The sequence below is a fragment of the Streptomyces sp. NPDC043876 genome (genome assembly GCF_056435825.1).
The window spans coordinates 403,777-429,996 of the sequence record NZ_JBWKDV010000004.1 but is presented as its reverse complement, the minus strand read 5'-3'; the positions used below and the strand labels follow the sequence as shown (position 1 = coordinate 429,996).

At 73.2% G+C, this 26,220-nt stretch carries 29 protein-coding genes; 14 read left to right on the top strand and 15 right to left on the bottom strand.

From position 1 onward, the window contains the following. The first annotated feature begins 56 nt into the window (after nt 1-56). Together AC0693_RS15745 and AC0693_RS15740 are read left to right on the top strand one after the other, a co-directional pair. The gene (locus tag AC0693_RS15745; protein WP_469319710.1) at nt 57-296 is read left to right on the top strand and encodes a hypothetical protein; all 240 of its coding nucleotides are present in this window, start codon (nt 57-59) and stop codon (nt 294-296) included. Next, on the top strand, nt 293-640 hold the full coding sequence (locus AC0693_RS15740) for a hypothetical protein (protein ID WP_478802106.1): 348 nt from the start codon (nt 293-295) through the stop codon (nt 638-640). Before AC0693_RS15745 ends, AC0693_RS15740 begins: the two co-directional genes overlap by 4 nt. Before the next feature lie 12 nt (nt 641-652). On the opposite strand, the gene AC0693_RS15735 is transcribed toward AC0693_RS15740, so the two are convergent. From AC0693_RS15735 to AC0693_RS15720, 4 genes are all read right to left on the bottom strand, one after another. Then, the gene (locus tag AC0693_RS15735; RefSeq protein WP_478802105.1) at nt 653-2,788 is read right to left on the bottom strand and encodes a transglycosylase domain-containing protein; all 2,136 of its coding nucleotides are present in this window, start codon (nt 2,786-2,788) and stop codon (nt 653-655) included. A gap of 107 nt (nt 2,789-2,895) precedes the next feature. Then, nucleotides 2,896-3,639 (bottom strand): alpha/beta fold hydrolase, encoded by a 744-nt coding sequence (locus AC0693_RS15730; protein WP_478802104.1) that lies wholly within the window; start codon nt 3,637-3,639, stop codon nt 2,896-2,898. A gap of 114 nt (nt 3,640-3,753) precedes the next feature. Then, on the bottom strand, nt 3,754-4,167 hold the full coding sequence (locus AC0693_RS15725) for a hypothetical protein (RefSeq protein WP_478802103.1): 414 nt from the start codon (nt 4,165-4,167) through the stop codon (nt 3,754-3,756). Nucleotides 4,168-4,325: 158 nt separating this feature from the next. Beyond that, nucleotides 4,326-4,958: a hypothetical protein gene (locus AC0693_RS15720; RefSeq protein WP_478802102.1), complete on the bottom strand. Its 633-nt coding sequence runs from the start codon at nt 4,956-4,958 to the stop codon at nt 4,326-4,328. Nucleotides 4,959-5,041: 83 nt separating this feature from the next. On the opposite strand from AC0693_RS15720, the gene AC0693_RS15715 reads away from it, so the two are divergent. Both AC0693_RS15715 and AC0693_RS15710 read left to right on the top strand, forming a co-directional pair. Then, on the top strand, nt 5,042-5,407 hold the full coding sequence (locus tag AC0693_RS15715; protein WP_478802101.1) for a hypothetical protein: 366 nt from the start codon (nt 5,042-5,044) through the stop codon (nt 5,405-5,407). A gap of 151 nt (nt 5,408-5,558) precedes the next feature. After that, nucleotides 5,559-6,008 (top strand): PRC-barrel domain-containing protein, encoded by a 450-nt coding sequence (locus AC0693_RS15710; RefSeq protein ID WP_478740004.1) that lies wholly within the window; start codon nt 5,559-5,561, stop codon nt 6,006-6,008. A 51-nt stretch (nt 6,009-6,059) separates the two neighbouring features. Here the strand turns inward: AC0693_RS15710 and AC0693_RS15705 are convergent, their stop codons facing one another. After that, complete coding sequence (locus AC0693_RS15705; RefSeq protein WP_478802100.1) at nt 6,060-6,569, bottom strand: GNAT family N-acetyltransferase; 510 nt, start codon at nt 6,567-6,569, stop codon at nt 6,060-6,062. Nucleotides 6,570-6,730: 161 nt separating this feature from the next. Continuing rightward, nucleotides 6,731-7,465 carry a dienelactone hydrolase family protein gene (locus tag AC0693_RS15700; protein ID WP_469319703.1) on the bottom strand — a complete coding sequence of 245 codons (735 nt, stop codon included), beginning with the start codon at nt 7,463-7,465 and terminating at the stop codon, nt 6,731-6,733. A gap of 289 nt (nt 7,466-7,754) precedes the next feature. Between AC0693_RS15700 and AC0693_RS15695 the strand changes: the two genes are divergently transcribed. Continuing rightward, nucleotides 7,755-8,792 carry a PP2C family protein-serine/threonine phosphatase gene (locus AC0693_RS15695; protein WP_356414947.1) on the top strand — a complete coding sequence of 346 codons (1,038 nt, stop codon included), beginning with the start codon at nt 7,755-7,757 and terminating at the stop codon, nt 8,790-8,792. Nucleotides 8,793-8,831: 39 nt separating this feature from the next. On the opposite strand, the gene AC0693_RS15690 is transcribed toward AC0693_RS15695, so the two are convergent. The 3 genes from AC0693_RS15690 to AC0693_RS15680 form a co-directional block, all read right to left on the bottom strand. Then, nucleotides 8,832-9,842, bottom strand: coding sequence for a terpene synthase family protein (locus tag AC0693_RS15690; RefSeq protein WP_478802099.1), 1,011 nt, complete (start codon nt 9,840-9,842; stop codon nt 8,832-8,834). Nucleotides 9,843-9,943: 101 nt separating this feature from the next. Continuing rightward, nucleotides 9,944-10,399, bottom strand: a complete 456-nt coding sequence (locus tag AC0693_RS15685; protein ID WP_478802098.1) for a hypothetical protein — start codon at nt 10,397-10,399, stop codon at nt 9,944-9,946. 107 nt (nt 10,400-10,506) lie between these two features. Beyond that, entirely contained in the window at nt 10,507-11,100 is a 594-nt protein-coding gene (locus tag AC0693_RS15680; protein WP_469340330.1) for a hypothetical protein, read from the bottom strand. A 340-nt stretch (nt 11,101-11,440) separates the two neighbouring features. Between AC0693_RS15680 and AC0693_RS15675 the strand changes: the two genes are divergently transcribed. From AC0693_RS15675 to AC0693_RS15665, 3 genes are all read left to right on the top strand, one after another. After that, nucleotides 11,441-11,899 carry an SRPBCC family protein gene (locus tag AC0693_RS15675; protein WP_468465661.1) on the top strand — a complete coding sequence of 153 codons (459 nt, stop codon included), beginning with the start codon at nt 11,441-11,443 and terminating at the stop codon, nt 11,897-11,899. 17 nt (nt 11,900-11,916) lie between these two features. Next, nucleotides 11,917-13,518, top strand: coding sequence for a phytoene desaturase family protein (locus AC0693_RS15670; protein WP_478802097.1), 1,602 nt, complete (start codon nt 11,917-11,919; stop codon nt 13,516-13,518). 65 nt (nt 13,519-13,583) lie between these two features. Next, nucleotides 13,584-14,084 carry a metallophosphoesterase family protein gene (locus tag AC0693_RS15665; RefSeq protein WP_478802096.1) on the top strand — a complete coding sequence of 167 codons (501 nt, stop codon included), beginning with the start codon at nt 13,584-13,586 and terminating at the stop codon, nt 14,082-14,084. A gap of 30 nt (nt 14,085-14,114) precedes the next feature. Here AC0693_RS15665 and AC0693_RS15660 read toward each other — a convergent pair whose 3' ends face one another. After that, entirely contained in the window at nt 14,115-14,852 is a 738-nt protein-coding gene (locus tag AC0693_RS15660) for a DUF72 domain-containing protein (protein ID WP_478802095.1), read from the bottom strand. 84 nt (nt 14,853-14,936) lie between these two features. After that, nucleotides 14,937-16,466: an FAD-dependent oxidoreductase gene (locus tag AC0693_RS15655; RefSeq protein WP_478740016.1), complete on the bottom strand. Its 1,530-nt coding sequence runs from the start codon at nt 16,464-16,466 to the stop codon at nt 14,937-14,939. Nucleotides 16,467-16,692: 226 nt separating this feature from the next. On the opposite strand from AC0693_RS15655, the gene AC0693_RS15650 reads away from it, so the two are divergent. Continuing rightward, a complete protein-coding gene (locus AC0693_RS15650) occupies nt 16,693-17,382 on the top strand; it encodes a hypothetical protein (protein ID WP_469317297.1) in 690 nt (229 codons plus the stop codon). Between the two features lie 345 nt (nt 17,383-17,727). After that, complete coding sequence (locus tag AC0693_RS15645) at nt 17,728-19,467, top strand: YVTN family beta-propeller repeat protein (protein WP_478802094.1); 1,740 nt, start codon at nt 17,728-17,730, stop codon at nt 19,465-19,467. A 61-nt stretch (nt 19,468-19,528) separates the two neighbouring features. Here AC0693_RS15645 and AC0693_RS15640 read toward each other — a convergent pair whose 3' ends face one another. The 3 genes from AC0693_RS15640 to AC0693_RS15630 form a co-directional block, all read right to left on the bottom strand. Further along, nucleotides 19,529-20,320 (bottom strand): alpha/beta fold hydrolase, encoded by a 792-nt coding sequence (locus tag AC0693_RS15640; RefSeq protein ID WP_478740020.1) that lies wholly within the window; start codon nt 20,318-20,320, stop codon nt 19,529-19,531. Between the two features lie 231 nt (nt 20,321-20,551). Beyond that, nucleotides 20,552-20,938, bottom strand: coding sequence for a C40 family peptidase (locus tag AC0693_RS15635; protein WP_356410506.1), 387 nt, complete (start codon nt 20,936-20,938; stop codon nt 20,552-20,554). A gap of 249 nt (nt 20,939-21,187) precedes the next feature. Continuing rightward, the gene (locus AC0693_RS15630) at nt 21,188-21,493 is read right to left on the bottom strand and encodes a YkvA family protein (protein ID WP_478802093.1); all 306 of its coding nucleotides are present in this window, start codon (nt 21,491-21,493) and stop codon (nt 21,188-21,190) included. A gap of 76 nt (nt 21,494-21,569) precedes the next feature. Here AC0693_RS15630 and AC0693_RS15625 point away from each other — a divergent pair, with 76 nt between their 5' ends. The 4 genes from AC0693_RS15625 to AC0693_RS15610 all read left to right on the top strand — a co-directional run bounded on the left by AC0693_RS15625 (nt 21,570) and on the right by AC0693_RS15610 (nt 23,811). Then, a complete protein-coding gene (locus AC0693_RS15625) occupies nt 21,570-21,917 on the top strand; it encodes a PadR family transcriptional regulator (RefSeq protein WP_478802092.1) in 348 nt (115 codons plus the stop codon). Between the two features lie 79 nt (nt 21,918-21,996). Next, nucleotides 21,997-22,620, top strand: a complete 624-nt coding sequence (locus AC0693_RS15620; protein WP_478802091.1) for an HAAS signaling domain-containing protein — start codon at nt 21,997-21,999, stop codon at nt 22,618-22,620. A gap of 82 nt (nt 22,621-22,702) precedes the next feature. Further along, nucleotides 22,703-23,275 (top strand): hypothetical protein, encoded by a 573-nt coding sequence (locus AC0693_RS15615; protein WP_469317292.1) that lies wholly within the window; start codon nt 22,703-22,705, stop codon nt 23,273-23,275. A 128-nt stretch (nt 23,276-23,403) separates the two neighbouring features. Continuing rightward, nucleotides 23,404-23,811: a VOC family protein gene (locus AC0693_RS15610; protein WP_478802090.1), complete on the top strand. Its 408-nt coding sequence runs from the start codon at nt 23,404-23,406 to the stop codon at nt 23,809-23,811. An 84-nt stretch (nt 23,812-23,895) separates the two neighbouring features. On the opposite strand, the gene AC0693_RS15605 is transcribed toward AC0693_RS15610, so the two are convergent. Next, nucleotides 23,896-26,115 carry an MMPL family transporter gene (locus tag AC0693_RS15605; RefSeq protein ID WP_478802089.1) on the bottom strand — a complete coding sequence of 740 codons (2,220 nt, stop codon included), beginning with the start codon at nt 26,113-26,115 and terminating at the stop codon, nt 23,896-23,898. Between the last annotated feature and the right edge of the window lie 105 nt (nt 26,116-26,220).

Below are 26,220 nucleotides of genomic sequence, written 5' to 3'. Positions count from 1 at the left end.
GTCGGAGTCGCACGTCCGCCTCGCCAGGGAATTCGAACACATGTTTTACTGGGTGGATGGAACTGTTCCGCTTCCCCGATGACCTGGTGGCCCTCCAGGGCTCGTGGCTCGATGCGTACGACGCCTTGGCCCAGGCGCCCTCCGGGGTCGGTACGACCGTGCTTCGGCGGCGCCTGGTCGTCCTCTCCTGTCGGCTTCATGCACATCCGCACTGGACCGCGCCCGGTGGTTCGCGCGGTACCTGGGCGGAGCTGCGACGGCAGGCGCGCGCCCGTGGGTGGGCCGCTGCCGCGTGAGCCCCGACGAGGGTGCGGCGCGACCCGTACATGCCTTCCCCGAGGACTTGGTCCGACTGCAGCAGGACTGGATCCGGACGTACAACCGGCTCGCCCACCGCCCCGCCACGGGCGCTGCCGAGCTGCGGACCGAGCTGTTCGCCCTCACGCTGGGGATCGATTCCCACGGCCACTGGCGCACCACCGGCTGGAGCCGGCTCGGCCGGCTCCGGCTGTGGAAGGCCGCTCAGGAGGGGCCCGGCGGGGTGCGCGAGGTGAGAGTGCGGTGGGCGGGCGGCGCGTTCGTGATCACCGGGGCGGAGGGTGGTCCGGGTGAGGAGCCCGGTGAGCAGCCGGAGGAGTGAGCCGCGCGAGCGTCACGGGCCGATCCGGGGGCCGCTCCCCGCCTGGGGCGGTGGCGCGGGCGCGGCCACGTCGGTGTACGCCTTCCAGATCAGCGGAGGGAAGGCGCTGCCCCGCGCGGAATCCGGGCCGCCCACTCCCTGCATGGGGAGCAGCTGCGGCACGTCGGGCTTCGTACGGAACATGACGACCGAGGTGCTCAGTTCCGTCGTCGCGCCGATGAACCAGGCCGAGTTCATGCGGTCGTTCGGACCGGTTCCGCCCGCCATGAACGGGACGTAGGTCCGCTGGTCCTTCGGCGGTCCGACGACGCCCCAGCCCACTTCGCGGAGGGCGGAGCCGACGATCGAGGCCGCATCGGAACTCATCGCCCGGCGCGGCTTCGCCGCGCCCAGGCCGTCCACCGCCACGCCGTGCCGCTCGACCCTGGTCACCGAGTAGGGCTCGGTGGCCCGGCCCTGGTTGACGAAGGTTGTGTAGGCGCTGGCCAGCCGCACGGCGCTGGGGGTGGAGGTGCCGATGGAGAAGGTCGGCTCCAGCTTGGCCATGCTGTCCTCGCGCAGCCCCGACGCGACCGCGAGCTCCTTGACGGCCTTCAGCCCGATCTTCTTCCCGGCCTCCACGAACGGCGTATGGTCGGAGCTCACCAGGGCCTTGTGGAGCTCTGCAGCTGCCGTCCCCGGCCCGCTCGGCCGGATCGCCCCGGGTTTGCGGGGGGCCGGGCCCTCGCCGTCGGCGGAGCGTTCGCCGCCGACGGACTCCGCCTCCAGGGCGGCGGCGAACACGAAGGGTTTGAACGCGGAGGCCGCGGGGACGCCGGACGTGTCCGCGTTGTTGGTGAAGTGCTCGATCGCGTCCGAGCCCCCGTAGACGGCGACGACCGCTCCGTCCTTGGGGCGTATCGAGGCGGCGCCGACCTGCACGAATTGGTCCTCCGCGCGCTTCTTCGGGTCGAGCCGCTCCGCGCGCACCTGCTCGACGGCCTTGGTGAGCGCGACTTCCTTGTCCTTCTCGAAGGTGGTGTGCACGGCGTAGCCGCCGCTCGCCAGATCCTTGTCCGTGATCCCGCCGCGGCTCTTGAGGTACTTGTTGGCGATGTCGACCAGGTAGCCGGTCTGACCGGCCTGGCTGGTCGGCTTGGCGGGAGGCTTCGGCTCGGGGAACCGCGTGTACTTCGCGCGTTCCCCGGCGCTCATCGAACCCGTGGCGACCTGCCGGTCGAGAATCCATGCCCAGCGGTCTTCGGCGCGTTTGTGGTTGTTGGCGCCGAGGGACGGGTCGAAGCTCTCCGCGCCTTTGAGGACAGCGGCCAGCAGGGCGCCCTGGCTGGGGTCCAGGTCCTTGGCGGGGATGCCGTAGTACGCGTAGGCGGCGGCCTGGACGCCGTACGCGTCGCGGCCGAACCACGAGGTGTTGAGGTACCCCTCCAGGATCTCCGCCTTGGGCCGCTGGTTGCTGACCTTGAGGGAGAGGAAGAGCTCCTTGATCTTTCGCTGGACGGTCTGGTCCTGGCTCAGGTAGGTGTTCTTCACGTACTGCTGCGTGATCGTCGAACCGCCCTGCGTCTCCTTGCCCTTGACGATGTTGACGGCGGCGCGGCCGATGCCCGTCACGGAAACGCCGGAGTCGCTGTAGAAGTCCGCGTTCTCGGCCGCGATGACGGCGGCCTGGACGGATTCGGGCACCTGCGAGAGCTGCACGTCCTGCCGGTTCACCTCGCCGACGCTCACCATCCGGCTGCCGTCCGCCCAGTAGTAGACGGTGGCCTGCCGCCGCGCGGAATCGTGTGCGTCCGGGATCTCGACCTGTAGGTAGATGGCGGTGAAGAGGCCGGCGAGGGCACCGGTGAAGAGCAGGAAGAGGCCGGAGGCCAGCCTCCAGGAGGGTGTCCAGCGGCGCCGGCCGCGTCGGCCGTGCCGGGGGAAGTCGATGAGGCGGCGCCGGGCCTTACGGCTGCCTGACCTGCGGCTCCTTCTTCGATCCGTGGCCGTTTCGCGGTCCGTACCGTGGCTCGTCCCGTGGCCCGCCCCGCGGCGCATCCCTCGGCGCGTGCGGGACCGGGCGCGGTCCGGCGCTTCCCTGCGCTCCGGGCTGCTGGGGTCGTCCGTACGGGCGGTTCGAGCCGCGCGGCGTTTTCGGGGCAGCCTCATGGGGATGCGGACCTCCTCGGTCGCGATCCGTCACTTCGGGGCGGTGACGGACTCGACCGGAGAGATGATCATCTGACGGTAGTGGTTGGGTGGTTCACTAAATCTCCTTATATGACATGGAGGGTGGACTGTCCGTTTCCCGTGGGCGGGACGGGGGAGTCACCAGGGCGGCTGCGCGGGGGCCTGGGCCGAGCAGGGGTCGCCCGCAGTTCCCGTAGGAGTTCCACGATGAGGTCCGGTCGCCCTACGAATGGAGAGTGGCCGGTGTGCCACTCGCGCGTTTCGGTGCAGCGCGCGGCCATCCGTTGCTGGAGGCCCGGGTCGACGGCGCGGTCCTGTGCGCAGACGACGTACGTCGAGGGGGTGTGCTTCCAGCCGTGGTGCTCCGGGACTCCCCGCCCGCAGCCGGGGGCTTGCGTACGCAGGAGGCCGATGGCCTGCGCGGCCAGGGGTTCGGGGCAGTCGTCGTAGAGGGCGCGGGCGGCCCGTTCGGGGTGGAGGCTGGTCGCACCGTCGGGCCCGGCGACGATCGCGTCCCGCAGCTGCGGGGACGCGCCGCCCAGACCGGCCGCGCTCTCACCGGCGTCCGGCACGAAGGCCGCCAGGTAGACGAGGTGCCCCGCGCCCCGCACCCCCGTGATCACCGACCCTCCGTAGGAATGACCGAGGATGATCGGAGGCTCCGGCAGTGTGTCGACGGCGGCCTGAACGGCGGCTGTGTCAGCGCGCAACGAGCCGCGGTGCAGCTCGGGCACGACAGTTTCGATCCCCGCGGCCCGCAGGCGCTCCGCGACCGCGTCGAAGTGCTCCGGACGGTGGTACAGGCCGTGAACGAGCACCACAGCGGTCAACTCGCCCGCCCCCTCGGATCGGTGTGCAGGTCAGTGAGCGTATCTCCGGACATGGGCGGGTCATCACGGCGGCGCCGGGACGGGCCGATGGCGTTCGTGGCCGGGCCGTCGGGGTCAGTCCGTCGTGCCGAGGGCGCTGTCGCGCCGTGCGTACCAGAGCAGGGAGTCGCGGATGCCGTCTTCCAGGGTGTGTTCGGCCTTCCAACCGAGGAGTTCGCCGGCGAGGGCGACGCGCGCGAAGGCGCCGGCCGTGTCGCCGGGGCGGCGGGCGGTCTCCGTGGTGGGGAGGGGGGTACCGGTCACCGCTTCGAAGGCGGTGACGAGTTCGCGGACGGTGGTGCCGCGGCCGGTGCCGAGGTTGATCACGCGGTACGGCTCGTCGCGGGTGATGGCGTCGAAGTTCCGGACGGCCTTGACGTGGGCGGCGGCGAGGTCCCAGACGTGGATGCAGTCGCGGATGCCGGACCCGTCGCGGGTGGGGTGGTCGGTCGGTGCCCGCCAGAAACCGGCGCCGCCCGCGATCAGCACCCTCAGGGGGTCTTCCTCAGTCCGTCCGCGGGCGTTCGGTACTTCGGTTCCTTCCGGCGCGTGGCCGAAGATCCCGGACCGGAACGGACAGGCCGGCCCGTTCCGGTCCGGGTCGGCCGGCGACCGGCGACCGGCGACCGGCGCGCCGAGGCCATAGATCAGGGGCAGGTCTCTTCGATCTTGGCGACCGTGAAGGACACGGGCCGGCCGGTCAGGGCGGCGCCGGGCTTGGGGTCCTGCGTGCACACCTTCCAGTTCGACTCCTGGAGCACCACGCGGCTCTGCACCGCGTCCTTCACGGTGATGCTCGCGTTGGAGGGCAGGGCGCCGCGGACCGCCTTCATGCCCCGGCCGACGAAGTTGGGCATGGTGTCCCCTGCGGGCTTCGGGCCCGGCGCGTCGGTCGCGGGGCAGGTCTCTTCGAGCTTGACCGTCCCGAAGTCGACGGTGGTGCGGGTGTCGACGCTCGCCGCGGCGGCGGGGGTCTGCGAGCACACCTTCCAGTTCCGGTCGAGGGCCTGGCGGCGGTCGCGGCCGAGCGCGTCGTGGGACTTCAAGGTGTAGAACCCGGCGGCCTGCGCCTCGTCCTGGGCGGTTTGCAGGCCCTTGCCGACGAGGTTCGGGAGAGCGGCGGCCTTCGTGGCGGCGGGGGTGCTGCCCGCGGGTGTCGAGGTCGCCGCGCCCGGGACAGTAGCGGGCTTGTTCGAGGTCGTCGTGCTCTGCGGACCGCAGGCGGTGAGGGCCAGGGCGGCGGCGGCCGCGAACAGGGCGGTGGTGTGATGTGTGCGCATCGTGCCATATTCGGCGGAGTGGAGCCGCTGTGTGGGCACTGTGACCGGTCTGTGACGCTCGACAGCCGCCGTCGCCCTCGCCGTTGGCCCGCGGAGGGGTCGGCCTGCGGAAGGCCGGCCTGCCCCTCCCCGCCTCGTGGCAGGACGCGGACCCGGAGCTGCGCCGGAGCCTGGTCGCCGCGTGCCGGCCGGTGCCGGTCCTCCGCGCGTGGCACGTGAGCGACGACCGGCCGGACACGGACGCGGTGCGGGCCCGGCGGGAGTGCCTGCGGGCGCTCGCCGCGGAGTGGCCCGGGGCCGAGCCGGTGCCCGGCCAGGACCGGCTGCCGGGGCTGAACGCCCTGCTCCGCCTGACGGCGCTGGTGTGCCGGATGCCGCCCGGCGTCTGGCTCGACGCCGAGGAGGACCTCCTGGACCTTTACGACACGTACACCGTGGGCGGTCTGTGAGCCCACCCGCTTCCCTGTGACCACAGCCGCCCCCGGCCGGAACCTCCGGCCGGGGGCGGCCGTCGTTCGCGGGCGGCCCGGGTGCTTCCCGTCGGCTCGGGCGGGTAGCCGGGGCATGACGGAATGCTCGACAGCGAGGCAAGGAGCAGCAGTGATCACTCAGGAACAGCTCTCGTCCCTGACCGGCTACACGATGCGGACGGACCAGGGCCAGCACGTGGGCCGCGTGGAGTACCTCCTGGTGGACGACACCACCGGGAGGCCCGAGTGGGCCCGGATCACCGACCCGGCCTCGGGCCTGGGCGGGGTGTTCGTTCCGCTGCGCCGGGCCGAGCTGGAGGACGGGGTCGTGGTGGTCCCGTACCCGGTGGCGATGATCGAGCAGGCGCCCTGTGCGGCGCTGGACTGCGGCAGCGTGCTCTCCGTGGCGGAGGAACAGCAGCTGTTCGGCCACTACGGCATGCGCGACCCGCGCGACGAGGTCAACGCGGAAAGCGGTACGGGCTGGAGCGCGATGGACCGGGCGAGCGCCATCCGCGAGGGCACGACCGGCCAGGAGCACGCCGCCTCCCGCCTGCGCCCGGTGCGGCCGGGGGAGTGACCCCCTGGCCCGGCGTCCGGGGGGCGACCTGCCCGCCCCCCGGCCGGGGTGTCACGTCAGCTCGGTGCGGGGGTCGATGACCCAGTGGTGGGTGCGCAGGACGCGGTCGGCGAAGGTGACGTCCTCTTCGCCCAGGAGCCGGAAGCCGAGCGACCGGCAGATGCCGTTCGACGGGCCGTTGGTCGTCGCGGGGAACGCGTGCACCTCTCCCCAGCGGTCCACTCCCCGGGCCAGTTCGAGCAGCGTGCGGACGGCCCGCTTGCCCAGGCCCCGCCCCTGGAAGGCGGGCAGCACCATCCAGCCGATCTCGGTGATCAGCCGGCCGCCTTCCTCGTGCGACCACAGGGTCACGGTCCCCGCCACGACCGCCGGGTCGTTCCCGTCGGGGAGGATCATCTTGATCCACTGGCTTCCCCCGGCGGCGCTCCCGACATCGCGCGCGACCTTCTCCGCCATCCCCTCCGCGGGAAGCGGGCCCCCGAGGTCGGCCATCATGGCCGGATCGCACCGCATCCGCACGTAGGCCTCGACATCGCCCGACTGCACATCACGCAAACGCACTCTCTCGCCCTCCGCCGGCCTGCCCGCCAAGGCCCCCGCGCTCACGCGGCAGCCTCCAAGGACGCTACGCCACAGGCCCGTTGCGGGGCGACCGGCTGCGCGGCTTCCGGTGGACCGGTGGGGTGCGGGCCCCTGCCGGGGTGCGGCAGGGGCCCGCGGGGTCACTTCAGGTGCCGGGCGAAGAACTGGGCCGCGGCGTCTCCGGCGTACCGGGGGACGCCGGTGTGGCCGCCCATGTTGGCGTGCAGGGTCTTCTCCTTGGAGGCGAAGGCGTCGAACAGGTCCAGGGCCGCCTGCCGGTCGTTCCCCTCGTCGTCCCACTGGAGCAGGACGTGCAGCGGGACGGTGACCCGCCCGGCCTCCTCGAAGGAGCTGCGGGGCACGAAGCTGCCGGCGAAGAGCGTGGCGGCCGCGATGCGCGGCTCGACCGCCGCCAGCCGGATGCCGATGGAGATCACGCCGCCCGAGTACCCGACCGGACCGTCGATCCCGGGCAGCGACAGGAGGGCGTCCAGGGCGGCCCGCAATTCCGGGACCGCCTCGTCGACCAGGGGGAGGACGAGGGCGTCGACGATCTCGTCACCGACCGGCTCACCGGCCTGGAGGGCCCGCCTCAGGTCGGCCCGGGCCTGATCGACGACGGGCAGCCGGGGCCGGTCCCCGCTTCCGGGGAGTTCGAGCGCGGCCGAGGCGAAGCCGTCCGCGGCGGACTGCCGGGCCCGTTCCACCAGCCGCGGGCGCATCGCGCTCAGCCCGAGGGGAGGGGTGCCGAGGAGGATCAGGGGTGTCGGCGCGGGCGCGGAAGCGGGCGTCCAGAGGATGCCGGGAACGTCGCCGAGGGTGAACGTGCGTTCGAGGACGCCGTCGTCGAGGCGCTGCTCGGAAGTGAAATGCATGGTCGTGCCTTTCGGGAGTGCACTGGAACGGCGCTCCCGGACGACCTGCCTATCGCCCGACCGTGACCCCGGAGGGGAGCACCCATGTCGTTACTGCGTTCACGGGTACCACCTCCTCGGTCTCTTGCACGGCTTCCGGAAAGGTAGCAGCGCTCACCCCGCTCCGCCAACGGGTTTGCGGGCCCCCTCACCGGCCAGAGCGCTTTACCCGTTATGCGCGGATAGTCTGGGTGATGTGATCGAGTCCGGACGGCCGCGGCTTCGTCGGCGCCCCGACCCGGGAAGACTTGTGCGGCTGTCGCCGGTCGTCCTGACCGTCGTCATCGCCGGCCTGGCCTACGCCACCCCGCCGGAGATGGCCTTCAGCCGCCTCCTCCCGGCGGCGCCGGCGCTCGCCGCCGCCATGTGGCCGGTCCTGCCGACCGTCCTGCTCGGGACGGTCTGCCTGCTCCTGATGATCGGCCTCAGCCTCGTCTTCCCCGACCTGGGGACCTGGTGGACGGCGGCGGGGATCATCGCGGTCACCGTCGCGGCCGCGTACGGGAGCCATGCCCGGCTGGAGCGGGAACGTACGCTCTTCCAGGTACGGCTCGTCGCCGAGGCCGCGCAGCAGGTGGTGCTGAGCCCCCTGCCGCATCGCATCGGCACCATCGAGATCGAGTCGCTGTACCTCGCGGCCGCGGCCGAGGCGCGCATCGGCGGGGACTTCTACGAGGTGGTCGACACGCCCCACGGGGTGAGGCTCCTCATCGGGGACGTGCGGGGCAAGGGCCTGCCGGCCGTGGGGGCGGCCGCCGCCATCGTCAACGCCTTCCGGGAAGCGGCCTACGGGGAGACCGGCCTGGTCGAGGTGGCACGGAGAATGGACGCGAGCAGCACCCGCTACAACGCCGGGTTTCCCCCCGAGGGGCCGATGGAGCGCTTCGCCACGGCCCTCCTCGTCGAGATTCCGCACGAGGGCAGCCGCATCAGCATCCTCAACTGCGGGCACCCGCCGCCGCTCCTCTCGAGCCGTACGGGCCTGCGCGTCCTGGACTCGGTCAGCCCCTCGCCGCTGCTCAGCCTCGCCGAGCTGATCGGTGATCAGTACTCCGTGGACACCTTCGAGTTCGCCGTCGACGACCTGCTGCTCCTGTACACCGACGGGATCGCCGAAGCCCGCGCCCGCGACGGCGAGTTCTTCCCGCTGGCGGCCTGGATGGGCCGCCAGCCCCCGACGCCGCCGCGCGAACTGCTCACCGCGCTGCACCGCGACCTCCTCCGCTACAGCAGGGGGCGCCTCGACGACGACATCGCCGCACTCGCCGTACGTCTGCGTGCGTCGTGAGCTTCTACCCGCGCCGGTTCTGCGGGGACCCGCGCGGGCTCACGGCGCCCCGAGCACCTGGTCGAAGTGGCCGGGCCCGGTGGGGGGCCGGACCCGGGGCGCGTCCGTGTAGCGGTGGGTCCGGGTCTGCCAGGCGTGGTAGCCGCTCATCCACGCGCCCATGATCTCGACGTACGCCTCCACCGCGGCCCGTTCCCCGGCGTCCAGACCGAGTTGGGAACACAGCCCGGGGACCTGGGGGGCCAGTTCCACGAACCGTGCGACGAGCCGGTGGACTTCGGCGCGTGCCTCTTCGACGGCCTCCGCGCGCGTACAGCGCCGTTCGTGCTCGATGACGAGGACGAGATTGTCCATGTCGCCGCGCGCCTCCTCCTTTTCGAGGGAGTAGACGTCGTTGCACATGAACGTGATGTCGATGGCGGCCCGGCGCATGATCCGCAGCTGCGGGCTGTGGAAGGCGGCCGGGGGAACGGTGATGCCGGCGGCCCTCTCGCCCAGGCAGAGCGGCAGGTCGGTGCCCGCGATGCCGCGGCGGACCTGGAGGTAGGTCTCCCGGTCGCCGGGTGTCCCGCGGAGGCGGCCCACGGCCTCGTGGGCCTGGGTGGCGAAGTAGTACTCCCATGCCTGCGCGCACCGCGCGGTCCAGCCGGGACCGGCGCCGTCGGCGCAGCGCGCCCAGAGGTCGGCGAACGCCGTCGAGCACCCGTCCGCGCCGGCGCCGGGACGAGCGCCGTGGACGATGTCGATCAGCCTCTGGCACACCGCCGCGGACCGGGCCGGATCGAGGCCCAGGGCTCCGTCGAACTGGTCGTCGAAGACGAAGAAGAACGCCATCGCGTCCGCGCACAGGTCCAGCGCGGTGCCCCGGGCACAGGGAAAGCCCAGGGCGGCCAGGCGGGGCATGTCCCACGACGCGTACCACCGCAGCGAGCGGCCCTCGCCGACCAGCCCGGTCTCCGCGACCCACGCCAGGTTCCGCTGCCGCGCCGCCTCCAGGTCGGGGCTGAGGGCGACCGGGAAGGGCAGGTGGAACTCGACGTCCTGGGGCATGTGTCCTCCGTGCGGGCGGCGCGGGGCGGCGCAGTCCCGCACCGGCTTCGGAGGGTGGCACGGCGCCCGTCGGCGGACAAGGACGCCTGCCGGACACCGCACTAGACACCGGTGGTGAGGGCGAGCCAGTCGCCGTCGAGGTAGTTCTTCTTCCAGGTGTCGAGCTGTTCGGTGGTGATCTTGTACTTCTTGGCGATCTTCTCCTGGTTGTCCTTGGAGTCGTCGGCCAGCAGGGTCACCACGATGCGGACCCGGTCCACGACGGTCAGTTCGTCCTTGGGCTTGTCGGGCAGGTCCTTGAAGGAGAGGCAGCCGACGGAGCCGGGCTTGCCGGGCTGTCCGGGCTGACCCGGCTTCCCGCCGGAGCCGCCCTTGCCGCCCTCACCGCCTTCGCCTCCCGCACCGCCGGCGCCGCCTGGGGTGCAGTGGGCGCCCGCCCCGAGCGTGAGAGCGGGGGTGTGGGTCTGAGCCGCCTGCGCGGCGCACGCCGTGCCGGTCACGAATGCCAGCGAAGCCGCCGCCAGGACGAGCGGACGCTGCCAGGAGCTGGTGAACATGGGAATCTCCGAATTCGCGGGAGGAGGGGGGTGGGGTGGTGCTGGGGGGTGGAGGCCCGGAGGCCTCCACCCGTGGGGACTACTGGCACTGCTGGGGTGTGCCGGGCTTAGAAGATGCTGCTGCCTCCGGCGCCACCCCCGCCGCCGACGCCGCCGAAGATGCCCTTGCCGCCCTTGCCGCCCTTGCCTCCGTTACCGCCCTGGAAGACACCGTTGCCGCCGTGACCGCCCTTGCCGCCGTTACCGCCCTGCAGCTTGCCGTCACCACCGCCACCACCGTTGCCGGCGCTGCCGCCGAACAGACCGCCACCACCGTCACCACCGGTACCACCGTTGCCGCCGATGACACCCTCGCCGCCACCACCGCCACCGCCACCCCCACCACCGGACAGGACACCCGTCCCACCCTTGCCACCATTACCACCGTTACCGCCGACACCGGTGACACTGGCGCCACCGGAACCACCGGAACCGCCACCCCCGCCGATCAGGCCGCCCCCGCCCTCACCGCCATCCCCACCAGCACCACCGGCCGAGGGGAAAGCCGCCGCCACATGAGCGGGCATCGGAGCCGCCGAAGCCATCGACGCCGGAATCAGCAGCCCTCCCGACACCATCGCCGCCGAAGCGACCAGCGTCGCCACACGGAAACCACGACGGTTGGAACGGACAACGTTGTTGGTACGCGTCTTACGGTTCATGACCTACTCCTAAGGCGAATCAAGCGAATGAAGTGAAGGGGTGTAAAGGAAGGAATTCCGGCCCCGGATATTCCGGTGGCCTTGAAAGCTTTTCGGTTATCCGGTGAGGAGGAGTTCCTCCGGCGAGGTTTTCCGTCTCTTTCCGTGTCACCAGTAAGCCCTGCCGCGACCACCCCGGTCACGTTCCGGACATTCGGGACTTGACGCCCACCGCGTGGCAGGATAAAAGACCGCCCCCGGCGCGCGGGCGTCGGCGGTGTAGGGGCGGCCCGGCCGGGCAGACGCCCCGCATGACGCACCGGCCCCGACCCTGACCCGTCCCTGCGCCCCGGGAGTGACCATGGCCGTACGACACCGCCTCATCCACGCCGCCCCGCACGAGGTGTGGGACGTCCTCGCCGACCCCTCCAGCTACGCCGCCTGGGTCGTCGGCACCAGCGAGTCCCGGGTCGGCCGCGGCCACTGGCCCGAGCTCGGTTCGGACCTCGAGTACACGGTCAGGATCGGACCGTGGAAGCTGTCGGGCACCACGGCCGTCCGGCGGGTGGAGGCCCCCCACGAACTGGAGCTGGAGGTCGACAGCGGACCCGTCGGCACCGCCCGGGTGGCCATCGAGGTCCGGCCCTGGGGCACGGAGTCCCTGGTCATCGTGGACGAGCACCCCCTGCGCGGGCTGGGTGGCGCCCTGCACAACGCCGCGCTCGACGCGCTGATCCAGCTGCGCCACCGCGACATGCTCAAGCGGCTCGCCCGCGTCGTCGAGGACCGCGCCGGAGCGGGCGCGCACGTACGGACCTGAGGACGAGGGGAGAAGCGATGCCCGACGCCATCGTGATCGGAGCCGGGCCCAACGGCCTGGTCGCCGCCAATCTGCTCGCCGACGCCGGCTGGAGCGTGGAGGTCCTCGAAGCACAGCCCGAGCCGGGAGGAGCCGTCCGCAGTGACCGCGGTGTGCACCCCGACTACGTCAGCGACGTGTTCAGCGCCTTCTATCCGCTGGCCGCCGCCTCGCCCGTCATCGCCTCCCTGGGCCTGGACCGCGAGGGCCTCGCCTGGAGCCACGCTCCCCGCGTGCTCGCCCACCCGCTGGCCGACGGCCGGTGCGCGGTGCTCGACCGGCTGCCGCACGACACGGCCGCGGGACTGGACCGGTTCGCGGCCGGGGACGGCGCCGCGTGGACGGACCTGTGTGCCGTCTGGGACCGGCTCGGCCCCGACATCATCCGGGCCCTGTTCACGCCCTTCCCGCCCGTGGTGCCCGCCGCCCGGCTCCTGGACGGCGTACGGCGGGCCGGCGGGCTGGCGCTCGTACGCAAGCTCCTGCTGCCCGTGCGCCGGCTGGGCGAGGAGGACTTCCGGGCCGAGGCGGGCGGCCTCCTCCTCGCGGGCAACGCCCTGCACGCGGATCTGCCCCCCGAGGCGGCGGGCAGCGGCGGGTACGGATGGCTCATGTCGATGCTCGGCCAGCACCACGGCTTCCCCGTCCCGGCCGGCGGCGCCGGGCAGCTCACGGCCGCCCTGGTCCGGCGCCTGGAGCGCCGGGGCGGCGCGGTCCGCTGCGGCACGCCGGTCGTCGAGGTCGTCGTACGGGGCGGCAGGGCCGTCGGCGTCCGGACGGCCACGGGGGAGGGCGTTCCGGCCCGGCGGGCCGTCCTGGCCGACGTGTCGGCGCCCGCCCTGTACGGCTCGCTGGTCGGCGAGGAGCACCTCCCCGACAGCGTCCTGAAGGACCTGCGCCGCTTCCAGTGGGACTTCGCCACCTTCAAGGTGGACTGGGCCCTGGACTCCCGCGTGCCGTGGACGGCCCCGGAAGCGGCGACCGCCGGCACGGTCCACCTGGCCGACGGCGTCGACGGCCTGACCGCGTCCGCCGCCCGGATCGCCACGGGGCTCGTACCCGAGGACCCCTTCCTCATCGTGGGCCAGATGACCGCCGCCGACGCGACCCGGTCCCCGGCGGGCACGGAATCCGCCTGGGCCTACACGCACCTGCCGCACCGGATCAAGGGCGACGCGGGCGGCCAGGGCCTGACCGGGCGCTGGACGGCCGGCGAGTGCGAGGCGATGGCCGACCGCATGGAGGAGGTCGTCGAGCGCTACGCCCCCGGCTTCCGCGCGCGCATCGTGGGCCGCCGGCTGCTGGCCCCTCCCACGATGGAGGCCATGGACGCCAATCTGCGGGACGGGGCGATCAACGGCGGCACGGCCGCGCTGCACCAGCAGCTCGTCTTCCGGCCCGTCCCGGGCAACGGACGTCCCGAAACGCCCGTCAAGGGCCTCTTCCTCGCCTCGGCCTCCGCGCACCCGGGCGGCGGCGTACACGGCGCACCCGGCGCCAACGCGGCCAGGGCGGCCCTGCGGCGCCACCTGCCCACGGTCCTGACCGTGCGCCGCAGGCGCCTGCCGCGGTCCGTGTAGCTCCGCAGCGCAGACGGCCGCGCCCCTCGCGGCGCACGCGGGCGCGGCGCCCTACCGTGGACCGCATGCGGCTCCTGCTGACTTCGGACACCCACCTGCCCACCCGCGCCAAGGCCCTCCCGGACGCCCTCCTGGCCGCTGCCGACGACGCCGACGCCGTCGTCCACGCCGGGGACTGGGTCGACGAAGCCACGCTCGACCTGCTGGGTGCCCGGTCCCGGCGGCTGATCGGCGTGTACGGGAACAACGACGGCCCCGGACTGCGCGGCAGGCTTCCGGAAGTCGCGCGCGCGGAGCTGGAAGGGGTGCGCTTCGCGGTCGTGCACGAGACGGGGGCGGCCACGGGGAGGGAGCGGCGGTGTGCGGAGCGGTTCCCGGACGCGGACGTCCTGGTGTTCGGCCACAGCCACATCCCGTGGGACACCACCGCGGGCAGCCTGCGCCTGCTCAACCCGGGCTCGCCCACGGACCGCAGGCGTCAGCCCCACTGCACGTTCATGACGCTGACGGTCGCGGACGGGCAGGTCCGGGACGTGACGCTGCACCCCCTGCCCCCGCGGCGCTGACGCCTCAGACGGCGGCCCCCGCCCCGCCGGTCATCCGCTCACCCGGCCCGGCACGAGCCGGAGGAAGGCCCGGGCGTCGACGACCGCCGCGCCGCCGGGGTCGTTGTTGAAGTAGGCGTATACGTCCGCCTCCCGCGGCCAGGTGTCCCCGATGCGGTCCGCCCAGCTGCGCAGCGCCGTCCGCCCGTAGCGGGGCCACGGACGGGCTGCGCCCTCGTGGAAGCGCACGTACGCCCAGTCCGCGGTCCGCCACAGCGGGGTCAGCGGGCGCGAACCGCGGTCGGCCCAGCACAGGGCCGCGCCCCGGGCCGTGAGCACCGCGCGGACCTCCTCGGTCCACCACGACGCGTGGCGCGGCTCGACGGCGACGCGCGTGCCCGCGGGGAAGCAGGCCAGGCACGCGTCCAGCGCGGCCGGGTCCGCCCGCAGGGTCGGCGGCAGCTGGAGGAGCACCGGGCCCAGCCGGTCGCCCAGGGACGCGGCGTGCGTCATCAGCCGCAGCACCGGCTCCGCCGGCTCGCGCAGGCGTTTGACGTGGGTCAGGAAGCGGCTCGCCTTCACGGCGATGACGAAACCGGGGGGAGTGCGGGCCCGCCACTGGGCGAAGGTCTCGGGCGACGGCAGCCGGTAGAAGGCGTTGTTGACCTCCACCGTGGTGAAGTGCCGCGCGTACTCCTCCAGCCACAGCCGCTGGGGCCGGTCCGGCGGGTAGAACACGCCGGACCAGTCCCGGTACTGCCATCCCGACGTACCGACGAAGAGGGCCATACGGTCCGCCTGCCCGCGGCCCGCCCCGTCATACCCCCGATCCGCGGCCGGAGCCGGCCCCGCCCGCGCGGGCGGGGCCGGCGGTCAGGCGTCGGCTTCGGGCAGCGGGCGGGGTTCGAGGGGCCGGGTGGCCGGGCCCTGAAGCACGGCGCCGTCGGGGGCGAAGCGGGAGCCGTGGCAGGGGCACTCCCAGGCGGTCTCGGCGTCGTTGAAGTGGACGAGGCAGCCGAGGTGGGTGCACCGGGCGGAGACCGAGTGGACCTTTCCCGCCTCGTCCCGGTAGACCGCGCACCGGCGGCCCTCGATCCGCGTCACGGCGCCCGTGCCGGGCCGGATCTCGTCGACGCCGTCGACGTGCGAGGGCTTCAGGCGGTCACCGACGAAGTGTTTGACGGCCGATGCCTGGATCTTGAGCAGGGAGCCGGCCTCGCGCGGGTGCAGGCGCCGGGGGTCGTACAGGCCGGTCCAGGGCAGCTCCTGCCCCGTGATGTGCGCGGCCAGCAGCCGCCCGGACATCACACCGCCGCTCATGCCCCAGCCCCCGAAGCCGGTCGCCACGTAGACGTGCTCCGCGCCGGGGTGGAAGCGGCCCACGTACGGCACCCGGTCCGTGGTGGTGTTGTCCTGGGCCGCCCACCGGTGGGTGAACCGGGCCTCCGGGAAGTGCTCCCGGGTCCAGGCGGCGAGCGTGTCGTACCGCTGCGTCACGTCCGCGGTGCCCGGCTTGAACTTCTCGCCCGTGACGATGAGCAGGCGGCGGCCTTCGCCGTAGGGGGCGGTTCGCACCGAGCGGGTGTTGTCCTCGGAGGTGACGTAGGTGCCCTGCGGGTCCCGGTCCGCCGGGATCTCGGCCGCGACGACCAGCTCGCGGTGGGGTTCGAGCCGGGAGAAGAGCAGGGCCCGGTCGAAGACCGGGTAGTGGGTGGCCACGACCACGTCCCGGGCGGTGATCTCGTGCCCCGCCTCCGTGGTGAGGCGGCACGGTGTGCCTTCGTCGAGGGAGACCACGCGGGTGCGCTCGTAGACCTGCGCGCCGAGGGCGGTCAGGTCGGCGACCAGACCCAGGAGGTACTTGCGGGGGTGGAACTGCGCCTGCCGCTCCATCCTGACGGCGCCGGCCACCGGATAGGGCAGGTCCGTACCGGTCACGAACGACGCGGGCAGCCCCGCGTCCCGGGCCGCCTCGGCCTCCGCCCGGAGGTCGTCGACCGCCTCGGGGGACCGGGCGTACACGTGGCTGGGCCGGTGTTCGAGGTCGCAGTCGATCCCCAGCTCTTCCGCGACCCGGGCGACCTGCTCGACGGCCTCCTGCTGCGAGCGGGCGTACAGCCGGGCTCCCTCGGCGCCGAAGGACTTCCGCAGCTGCGCGTAGAGCATGCCGTGCTGGCTGGAGAGCTTCGCCGTGGTGTAGCCCGTGACGCCCGCGGCGACGCGGTCCGCCTCGACGAGGGCGACCGACAGTCCGCTGCGGGCCAGCTCCCAGGCCGTGCTGATCCCCGCGATTCCCGCGCCCACCACGGCGACGTCCACGGTGATGTCGCCGGAGAGCGAGGGATGGGGGGTTCCGGTCGTGCGCATCCAATACGATTCGTAACCACCGGGTGGACGGGACATGCTCGGTCTCCGCTTCGGTCTCCGCTTCGGTCAGGGCTTCGGTCTGACCGGCGCCTGCCCGGAGCCGGTCCGGCCATGCGTCACCCGCGGACCGCGGTCCGACGCCGCGCCGCGCCGCGCCGCAGGTCCGGCGGCCCCGGCTTGCGGATTCATCGGACGCGGGGTGCGTTCGACTGGTCGAATGAAGCCCCCAGTTGGGGCATCACGACGACCTCGGGAGCACTGCATGGCGACGGACGCCCACGACGGACCGATACCGGCGGCAGCGGGACGCGGGCAGCGGGTCCTGGACGTTCTGGACAAGGCGATCGGCCTCCAGACCCCGCTCGTGCGCAAGAACATTGCCCGGGCCCGCCAGCGCGACCCGCAGGCGACGCCGGAGCAGGTCATCCGCACGCTGGAGCGGATGTACGTCAGCGCCCTGACCGGGACGGGCGCCGCGGTGGGGGGCAGCGCGGCCGCGCCCGGGGTGGGCACGACCGTCGCCCTCGCCCTGTCGGCGGGCGAGGTGCTCTCGTCCCTGGAGCTGAGCGCCCTCTTCGCGCTCTCGCTCGCCGAAGTCCACGGAGTCGCCATCGACGAGATCGAGCGGCGCCGGACCATCGTCATGGGGATCATGCTCGGCGGCTCCGGCTCCGCCACCATCGCCGGTGTCGCCGAGCGCACCGGGCAGCACTGGGGGCGACAGGTGGTCGCGAAGGTGCCCGTCGAGACGCTGCGGCGGATCAACGCGGTCCTGGGGCGGAACTTCGTCACGAAGTACGGGACCAAGCAGGGCATCATCGTGCTCGGGCGGGTGGCCCCCTTCGGCATCGGCGCGGTCATCGGCGGGGGAGCCAACGCCGCGATCGCCGCACTGGCCGTGCGGGCCGGTCGTCGCGCGTTCGGGCCGCCGCCGACGGAGTGGGCCGACTGAGGTCCGCGAGGGGCTGACCCGGGCTCACGCTGGCGGCGCCGCCCATGTCCGTACCGAACCGGTCATCACCTGATCCGAAACGGACAACTACGAAAGTTCCGCACGGTGCGGAGCGTCCGCTGGAACCATGTGGGGGACCCGCCGGGCCCGGTCGCCGGGCGGGATCGGAAGGCTGTCGCGGGCCCGTCCACCGGGCGCCGCGACGGTGTGCGAGGGACGCGCCCGTGGTCCGCGAACGGCGGTTGACGCCGACCGGCGCGGGACGTCCTGTGCGACCGCGCCACCGCCGGTTTCCTGGGGCCTCCGCTTCCGCCGTCGTGCGCGGCTCCTGTAGGGGGGTCCATCGTGTCGTCCTCGATCCACCGGCTACGCCCGCTCGCGATCCGCGTCCCCATCCGCAGACGGCGCCGCGGCGCGGCGGTGACCACCGCGTTCGTCCTCGCGGTGACCGCTCTGGGCGGCCTGACGGCCGCCCCCGCGGTCGCGGCCGCCCAGGTGGTCGTCACCGCACCGGCGTCCGCCGTCACCCCGACCGTGATCGCGAGCGTGCCGCTCGGCGCGGGCCCCGAGAACGTGGCCGTGGCACCGGACGGCCGCCACGTCTACGTCAGCAACTCCGGCGTCTTCATGGGCACGCCCGGCAACACCGTCACCGTGCTGGACACTGCGACCAACACCACCGGCCCCGCCATCGGCGTCGGCAACGGCCCGGCCGGGCTCGCGGTCACGCCCGACAGCGCGCACCTGTACGTCGTCAACCGCGGCGCCGCCACGGTCAGCGTCGTGGACACCGCCACGGGCACGGTGACGGCCACCGTCGCCGGGATCCACGATCCGCTCACGGTGGCGGTGAACCCCGCGGGCACGCGGGCCTACGTCGTCGACTCCGCCTACCCCAACGGGTCGGTCCGCGTGCTGGACACCGCCACCAACACCGTCGCCGCGTCGGTCACCGTCGGCCCGTACGCGCGCGACGTCGCCTTCAGCCCCGACGGCACGCGCGCGTACGTCACCAACCTCGGCGACAACACGCTGGGCGTCATCGACACCGCGAGCCTGACCGTGACCGCCAACGTGCCGCTGAGCGACCAGCCGTTCGCGGTCACGGTCAATCCCGTCACCGGAGCGGTGTACGTCAGTCACGGCAACGACGACTTCGTGTCCGTGGTGGACCCGGCCGCGCTCACCGTCACCGGGACGATCACCACCGGGGGCAACCCCGGGGGCGCGGCGGTCAGCCCCGACGGGAGGACCGCGTACGTCCCCAACGCCGGCAGCAACACCCTGTCGGCCCTCGACACGGCGTCCCGCACCGTCACCGGCACCACCTCGGTGGGCGGCGGCCCCGTCGACGCGGGCCTCAGCCCTGACGGCACCCTCGCCTACGTCGTCAACTACGGCAGCGAGACCCTCGACGTGCTGAGCGTGGCGGAGGCGGCCCCGACCGTGAGCGCGATCAGCCCGGCCTCCGGCCCGGCGGGCGGCGGCAACTCCGTCACGCTCACCGGTACCCACCTGACCGGCGCCACCGCCGTCACCTTCGGCGCCGCCCCGGCCACCGGCGTCAGCTGCACCGCCACCGCGTGCACCGTCACCGTCCCCGCCCAGGCGGCGGGCACCGTGGACGTGCGGGTCACCACGTCCGGCGGTACCAGTGCGGCGAGCGCGGCCGCCCGGTACACCTACCTCGCGCCGCTCGCCGACATCGGCGTCGGCCTCGCCGCCCAGCCGCACCTCGGCATCCTGGTGCCCTACCTGACCTACACCCTCACCGCCCACAACACCGGCCCCGGCGCGGTCACCTCCGCGACCCTGACGGCGACGCTCCCGCCGGGAGCCTCCGCCACCAGCCTCTCCGCCGGATGCACGAGCGCGGCCGCCACGGTCACCTGCGCGTACGGGAGCCTCGCGAACGGCGCGAGCGAGACCAGGACGTTCCGCGTCCCGCTGCACCTGCTGACCCTCGGCCCGGTCAAGGTCACCGCGGCCCGCACGGCCTCCGCTCCCGCCGACACCCGCGCCGCCAATGACGCCGCGGCCGTCACCTGCACCGCGCTCTCCGTCGTCCTGGTCACCTGCACCTGACCCACGACGGTCCGCCCGCCCGGCAGCCCCGGGCGGGCGGTGGTTCCGCGAGGGGCGCGGCTCACAGGCCCGCGAGGAACTCCCGGACGAGGGCCGCGCTGCCCTGCGGGTCGGCCTGGAGGACGAAGTGGTCGGTGTCCAGGGCGCGGTAGGCCGTTGTGGGGCGGCGCTCGGCCATGGCGAGGGCCTGCGGCGTGGGCAGCGCCTGGCTGCGCAGGCCGTGCAGGAGCAGGGCGGGGCAGGTGCTGGTGAGCCACTGCTTCCAGTGGTCGCCGTGGACGAGGGTCTCGGAGTCGACGGTGTCCTGCGGGTGGAACGGCAGCCGCCAGCCGGTGCCGTCGGCGAGCGGCCGCAGGCCCGGGGCGACGGCGGGGGCCATGGGGCCGCAGGCGGCGAGGAGTTCGTCGCGGGTCGCGGCCGTATAGGGGAAGCCCAGCACGAAGGCGAGCGGACTGGCGCCGTGGTCGGGGAGGTCCGCGGGAGCGTCGACATTGATGAACGCCTCGACCAGGGAGGGGTGTTCGGCGGCCAGGTGGAATGCGTTGACCCCGCCGAGGGAATGGCCGAGCACGACGGTCCGCTCGATGCCGAGGTGGGCCAGCAGGGCTATGAGGTCGGCGAGGTAGCCGGCCCGCGTGTAGTCCCCGGCGCGGTCGGAGTCGCCGTGCCCGCGCTGGTCGGGAGCGATGACACGCCAGTCAGGGCCGAGGGCCGCGGCCAGGTCCGTGAAGGAGGAGCCCTCGGACAGGTGCCCGTGCAGCGCGAGCAGCGGACGGCCGGTCCCGCCGAAGTCGAGGTAGGACAGGACGCGGCCGTCGAGGGTCAGGGCGTTGCGGGCGGGCTGGACGGACATCGGGGGTTCCCCTCGGTCGGTGCGGGCTGACAACGCGACCATACAATTGTCTATGACATTTGTTCAATACGGTTGTATGAACGGGTTTGTCGTCCTTGCCCGCGGAGGGCCCTGGACGTCGTCGAGCCTAGGAAGGGGTGGGGTGCGGTGGTGTGCCGTCGGCGCGGAGATCCTTGACCTGCGGCGCGGAAAGGCGCGGAAAGGGGGCGCGGGCCGACGGTGCGCCGCGGCTCAGTTGGCGCGGGTGTAGCGGACGTCCTCGCGCCAGATCCGCTCCAGGCGGACGCGCGTGCCCGGGCGGGGGGCGTGCCAGATGTGGTTGTCGCCCGCGTAGATGCCGACGTGTCCCATGGTGGCCCCGGCGGGGAAGAAGACCAGGTCGCCCGGCGTGCGCTGGGACCGGGAGATGCGCCGGGTGCTCTCGTACTGCTGCTCGGCCGTGCGGGGGAGCGTGCGGCCGGCTTTGCGGAAGGCGTAGAGGGTGAGGCCGGAGCAGTCGAACCTCTTGGGGCCCGTCGCCCCGTAGGCGTAGGGGGCGCCCCGCTTCGATGCCGCGATCTTCACGGCTTTGGCGCCGTAGGACGATGCCGCCCGGGCGGGTGGGGCCTGGCTCGTCATGGTGGCGAGCGACATTATGAGCGCGAGGGCGACGGCGGGCGGGGAAAGGCGGTGGACGGGTCGTCTGGATCGTCGGGCTTTGGCCGGCTCCTGGAATCGCATTTCTGTGAGGCGCAATCGTGATACCTCCGCATTGGCTGCGTAACGAATCTCGACGACGGCCAAGCTATCCCCGATTGCCCGCTTTGGGCTGGATTATGACGCGCTCCGGAGCGTTTTGATTCGGTAAAGGACGGCGCTGACTCCTGTTCAGGCGTTCGCGCCGCGATCGGCCCCCTTCGCCCCACCGGGCAGGCGCGCGGCGGCCGCGGACAAGGAGCGAAGGGCCAGGAGCAGCACCCCGATGTCGTCCAGGTAGACCGGATCGGGGATGAGGTCGACGGGGGAGACGGTGTACACCACGGCGAACCAGAACAGCGCCTTGTCGCGCAGGGGGACTCCGGCGTCGAGCAGGAGCCGCCGCGCCGCGAAGACCCTGACGAGCAGTACCGCCGCACCGATGGCGAGAGCCGCGGCGACCACCGCGGCCAGGATGAGCCAGTCTTTGCCGTCCATGGACCTCCCTATACCCGGGACCCGCCCCGGGACCCCCCTGCCCGCCGGTCTTGTCGCGCCAGGTATCTTGCATCGCATGGAACCAGGTGATTCGACCAAGCAGGCCCGGGCCGCCGCCCAACTGCGCAAGGGCGTCCTGGAGTACTGCGTCCTCGCCCTCATGCGGGACCGCCCCCGCTACGGCGTGGAACTCCTCCACGCGCTGGAGGCCTCCGGCGCCCTGGCCACCAGCCAGGGCACGGTCTACCCGCTGCTGTCCCGGCTGCGCCGCGACGACCTCGTCACCACCACCTGGCAGGAGTCCGCCTCGGGTCCGCCCCGCCGCTACTACGCGCTCACGGACAGCGGCCGGGCCGCGCTGGAGGAGTTCACCCGTGTCTGGCCCGGCTTCCGCAACGCCGTCGACGCCTTCCTGACCGCCTGACCGCCTGACCGCCTGACCGCCTGACCGCCTGACCGCCTGACCGCCTGACCGCCGCCCCCCGCCTCCACCGGAGATCCGCATGAAGACTTCCGACGACCGCGTCCGCGACTACCTCCGCGCCGTCGAGCGCGAGGCCCGCGCCCTGCCCGCCGACCGCCGCCAGGAACTCCTCGCCGACCTCGCGGAGCACATCGAGGTGACGTGCGCCGAGCGGCCCGATGCCGCGATCGGCCAGGTGCTGGAGGAGCTGGGCGACCCCCGTACGATCGCGGCCACCGCGCTGGCCGAGGCGGGAATCGCAGAACCCGGCGCCTTCGCGACCCCCGCGATCCCGCCCGTCCCGGCGGGTTACGGCGTGCCCGCGCCCGCCCGGCGCGGAAAGGTGCACCCCCTCGTGCCCCTCCTCATGCTGACCCTCTCGCTGCCCTTCCTGATGGTCTTCCCCGACCAGCCCGGGCCGCTGATCGGCGTCCTCTTCCGCGTCGTCGGCGCCGTGCTCCTGTGTACTTCGGTGCACTGGGTCGCCGTACAGAAGGCCACCGGCGTCCTGCTCACCGCCGTCCTGCCGAGCGCCGTCATCGCCGCCTGGAACCTGTCCGACGGCGGCCCGGCGGGCGACGCCCCCGCTCTCGTGGCCAACCTGGTGACGCTCGCCCTGCTGGCCGGCACGGCCACCTGGCTGTGGCGGGTCCGCCGCGCCTGAAGCGCACCGGGGAGGACGGGAACCGTTGCTCCGGATCCTGCGTGAACCCTAGATGTCGTAGTCGGCTGGTGGAGGGAACCTGATGAAGACGAGGGCGATGGCGGCCGCGGCCGTATCGGTCTGCGTGGTGCTGACGGCCGGCGCGTGCGGGCCGGACAAGGCGAAGGGGGAGGCGGGGGCGAAGCCGTCGCAATCCTCCGCGACCGCCTCCGCGCCCGTACAGGCGCCGACGGCGACGCCGTCCGCGTCCGCCGACGCCGGGAAGCCGTCGGCCGCCTCGACCGGCAGCCAGCCCGCTCCGGCGACGAAGGAGCGCGCGATCGCGCGCTACGAGCAGTACCTGCACGCCCTCGGCCGCGAGGACCTCGCCACGGTCTGCGAGGTGGCCGGACCCGGTGCGAAGAAGGCGGAGGAGAAGGGATTCGGGCCGTGCACGTCGACGTACGTCCTCGTGTTCCAGATGATCTCGCCCGAGCAGAAGACGGCCCTGCGCACCGCGACGGTCGACCCGGACCGCGTGGTCGTGCGCGGCCCCGAGCGGGTCGAGATGCCGCTCGAAGCGGTCCGGTCCTCCGCCACCTTCACCGAGGAGGACCTCGGCAGCTACACCCTGGAGTACCTCAAGAACGACTACTACATCACCGACGGGAAGTGACCCCCTCCGCCCTCCCGCACCGGCACCCCCGGGAGGGCGTTTCACCGGAGGCCGGTGTCACAGGCTTGTTCTAGCCTCGGTGCCGAAGGGCTCGAACGGCTCACCCCTGTACCGGAGGACGGCGCGCCATGGCCTCGACGCAGCAGAAGATCACCACGTTCCTGATGTTCGAGGGCCGGGCGGAAGAGGCCCTCACCTTCTACGCCTCCCTGTTCGAGGACTCCGAAGTCATCGAGATCACCCGCTACGGCGCGGACGGTCCCGGGGAGGAGGGCACGGTCCTGCACGCCACCTTCGCCCTCGCCGGACAGCGGCTCATGTGCATCGACAGCCACGTGAAGCACGAGTTCGGCTTCACTCCGGCGATGTCGCTCTTCGTCGAGTGCGACGACGAGGCGGAGCTGGACCGCCTCTACGCGGCCCTGGCCGAGCAGGGCACGGAGCTGATGCCGCTGGGCTCGTACGGTTTCAGCGCCCGGTTCGGCTGGGTGAACGACCGCTTCGGCGTCTCCTGGCAGTTGAACCTCCGCGCGTAGCGGACCGGTCGTGCACCCGGCCGAACCGGCCCGGCCTGGGAGGGCCGGACCGTGCGGCCCGCGCGGGGCGCGGGAGTGCCGGGGTCAGGAGACCGGGACGCGGGGCGGCTCCTGCGCGGTCCACGGGTCGGCCGCCGCCTGCGTACGACGCCTCGTGCGCCCGGGCCGTACGGGCCACCAGGTGCCCCGGCCGAGGAGCGCCGCCAGCGCGGGCACCAGGACCAGGGACAGGACGGACGCCGAGAGCAGGATGCCGAGGGCCGTGGCGAAGCCGACCTGGCGGGAGCCCGGGTCGGGGGCGGCCGCGAGGCTGCCGAAGGACCCCGCCAGGACCAGGCCCGCCGTGGTGATCGCGGGCGCGGTGCTCCGCACGGCGCGCGCCACCGCCGCCCGGGCCGGGCCGGGCCGCTCCATCTCCTCGCGGATCCGGTCGCTGATCAGGATGTTGTAGTCGGTGCCGAGGGCGACGACGAACAGGAACAGCACCAGCGGGAGGGTGAAGGCGACACCGGGCTTGCCCAGCACGTGCTGGAAGACCAGCGCGGAGGCGCCGAGCGTCGCCGCGAACCCGAGTCCGACGGAGATCATCAGGATCACCGGCGCGAGCAGGCTGCGCAGCAGGACGACCAGGATCAGGGCGATCAGCGCGGCCGCCACCGGGAAGACGATCCGCAGGTCCTGGTCCACGGCCTCGGCCACGTCCACGAACACGGCGGCCGTGCCGCCCACATGGGCCACGGTCCCCTCGGGGGCGTGCGCGGCGACCGCGCCGCGCACCGGCCCGGCGACCAGCTCGCGGGCCGCCTGCGTCTGCGGGTCGGAGGTCAGGTACAGGTCGATGCGGGCGGCCCGCTGGTCCTTGTTCAGCGTGACCGGCCCGACCCGGCCGACGCCCTTGACCGCGCCGAGCGCCCGGGAGAGGCCGTCGAGCCGCTGGGGGGCGAGGGCTCCGCCGTCCCGCGCGGTGACGTACACGGTGGTCGGTTCCCACGCGTCCGCCGGAAGCGCCCGGCCGATCTCGTCCGCGGTGGCGGTCGCCGCGGTCTTCTCGCCGCCGCCGCCCTGGCCGTAGTCCATGGCGATCCCGGCGAGACCGGTCGCCAACGCGCCCAGCAGGGCCACGGAGGCGAGGGCCAGGGCCACCGGACGCCGCGCCACCAGATCGCCGAGCCGCCCGGCCGTACCCGCGCGCGGCGCGCGCTTCAGGGCCCGGGAGGGCCAGAACATCTTCCGGCCCGCCATCGCCAGCATGGCCGGCATCAGCGTCAGGCTGCCGAGGAGCATCACCAGGACCGACACGGCGATGGCCGGCCCGAGCACCCGGAACTGCCCGAAGGAGGCGATCCCGAGGGTGGCGAACGCGGCCACGATGGTCAGCGCCGCCGAGGTGATCGCCGTACCGACGCGGCCGGAGACCTCGGCGGCCACGGCGCGGGCGTCGTGCTCCGGCTGCTCGCGCAGCCGCTCGCGGTAGCGGAAGAGCAGGAACAGGAAGTAGTCGATCCCGATGCCCAGCAGCACCACCCCGATCAGGCTGGGGGTCGATCCGTCGAGCTTGATCCCGGTCAGCATCGCGGTGCCCGTGACGGCGCCGCCCGCCGCGCCGCCGATGAAGGTGATCGCGAGCAGCGGCAGGACGGCCGCCAGGACGCTGCGGAACACCAGCACGTTGAGCAGCACGATCAGCGCCGTGGTCAGGCCGCCCACGACCTTGGTCCGCGTCTCACCGGCGTCGGTGGTGTCGGTGGCCGACGCGATGCCGCCGGTGAAGCCGGTGCGCATGCCCGCGTCGGCGAACGCGGCCCGGGCGTCCGCGCGGAAGGCGCGGAAGACGTCCAGCAGGCCGGGGTCCATGGAGTTTCCGGTCAGCCGGACGGAGAGCAGCTGGAAGCTCCGGTCCGGGGCGGTCATCGCCGGCGCGACCACGGGGGTCTGCGAGTGGTCGATGAGCAGGAAGGACGGAGCGTCGTCCTCGGGCGGGGGCATGGCCACCCGGCGCCGCCCCAGCTCCTGCGCGGCGGCGCCGATGCGCTGCTCGTCCGCGCCGGTCAGGGGCGCGCCGTCGGTGCGGGCGACCAGCACGGTCACGGTGTTCGCGTCCGGTTTCACCCCGAAGTGCTCCTCGGCGACCTTCAGGGCGGCGGCCGAGTCGTAGGTGGAGGGCAGGAAGTCCCCCGGCTGGGCCCCGGTGACCCGGTAGACCAGGGCTTGGTTCAGGAAGGTGAGGGCGATGCCCAGCACCGCCCAGACGGCGATCACCTTCCATGGGTTCCTGGTGGAGAAGCCGGTCAGGGCGCGGATCACGAAGTCCTCCGGTACTGCGGGAAGCGGGGGCTCCGGGGTGGTTCCCGGGCCGTATCCAGACCATCAGGAGAGCGGGGGCGGGTCGTCGGGGCGCGGGATGAGAAG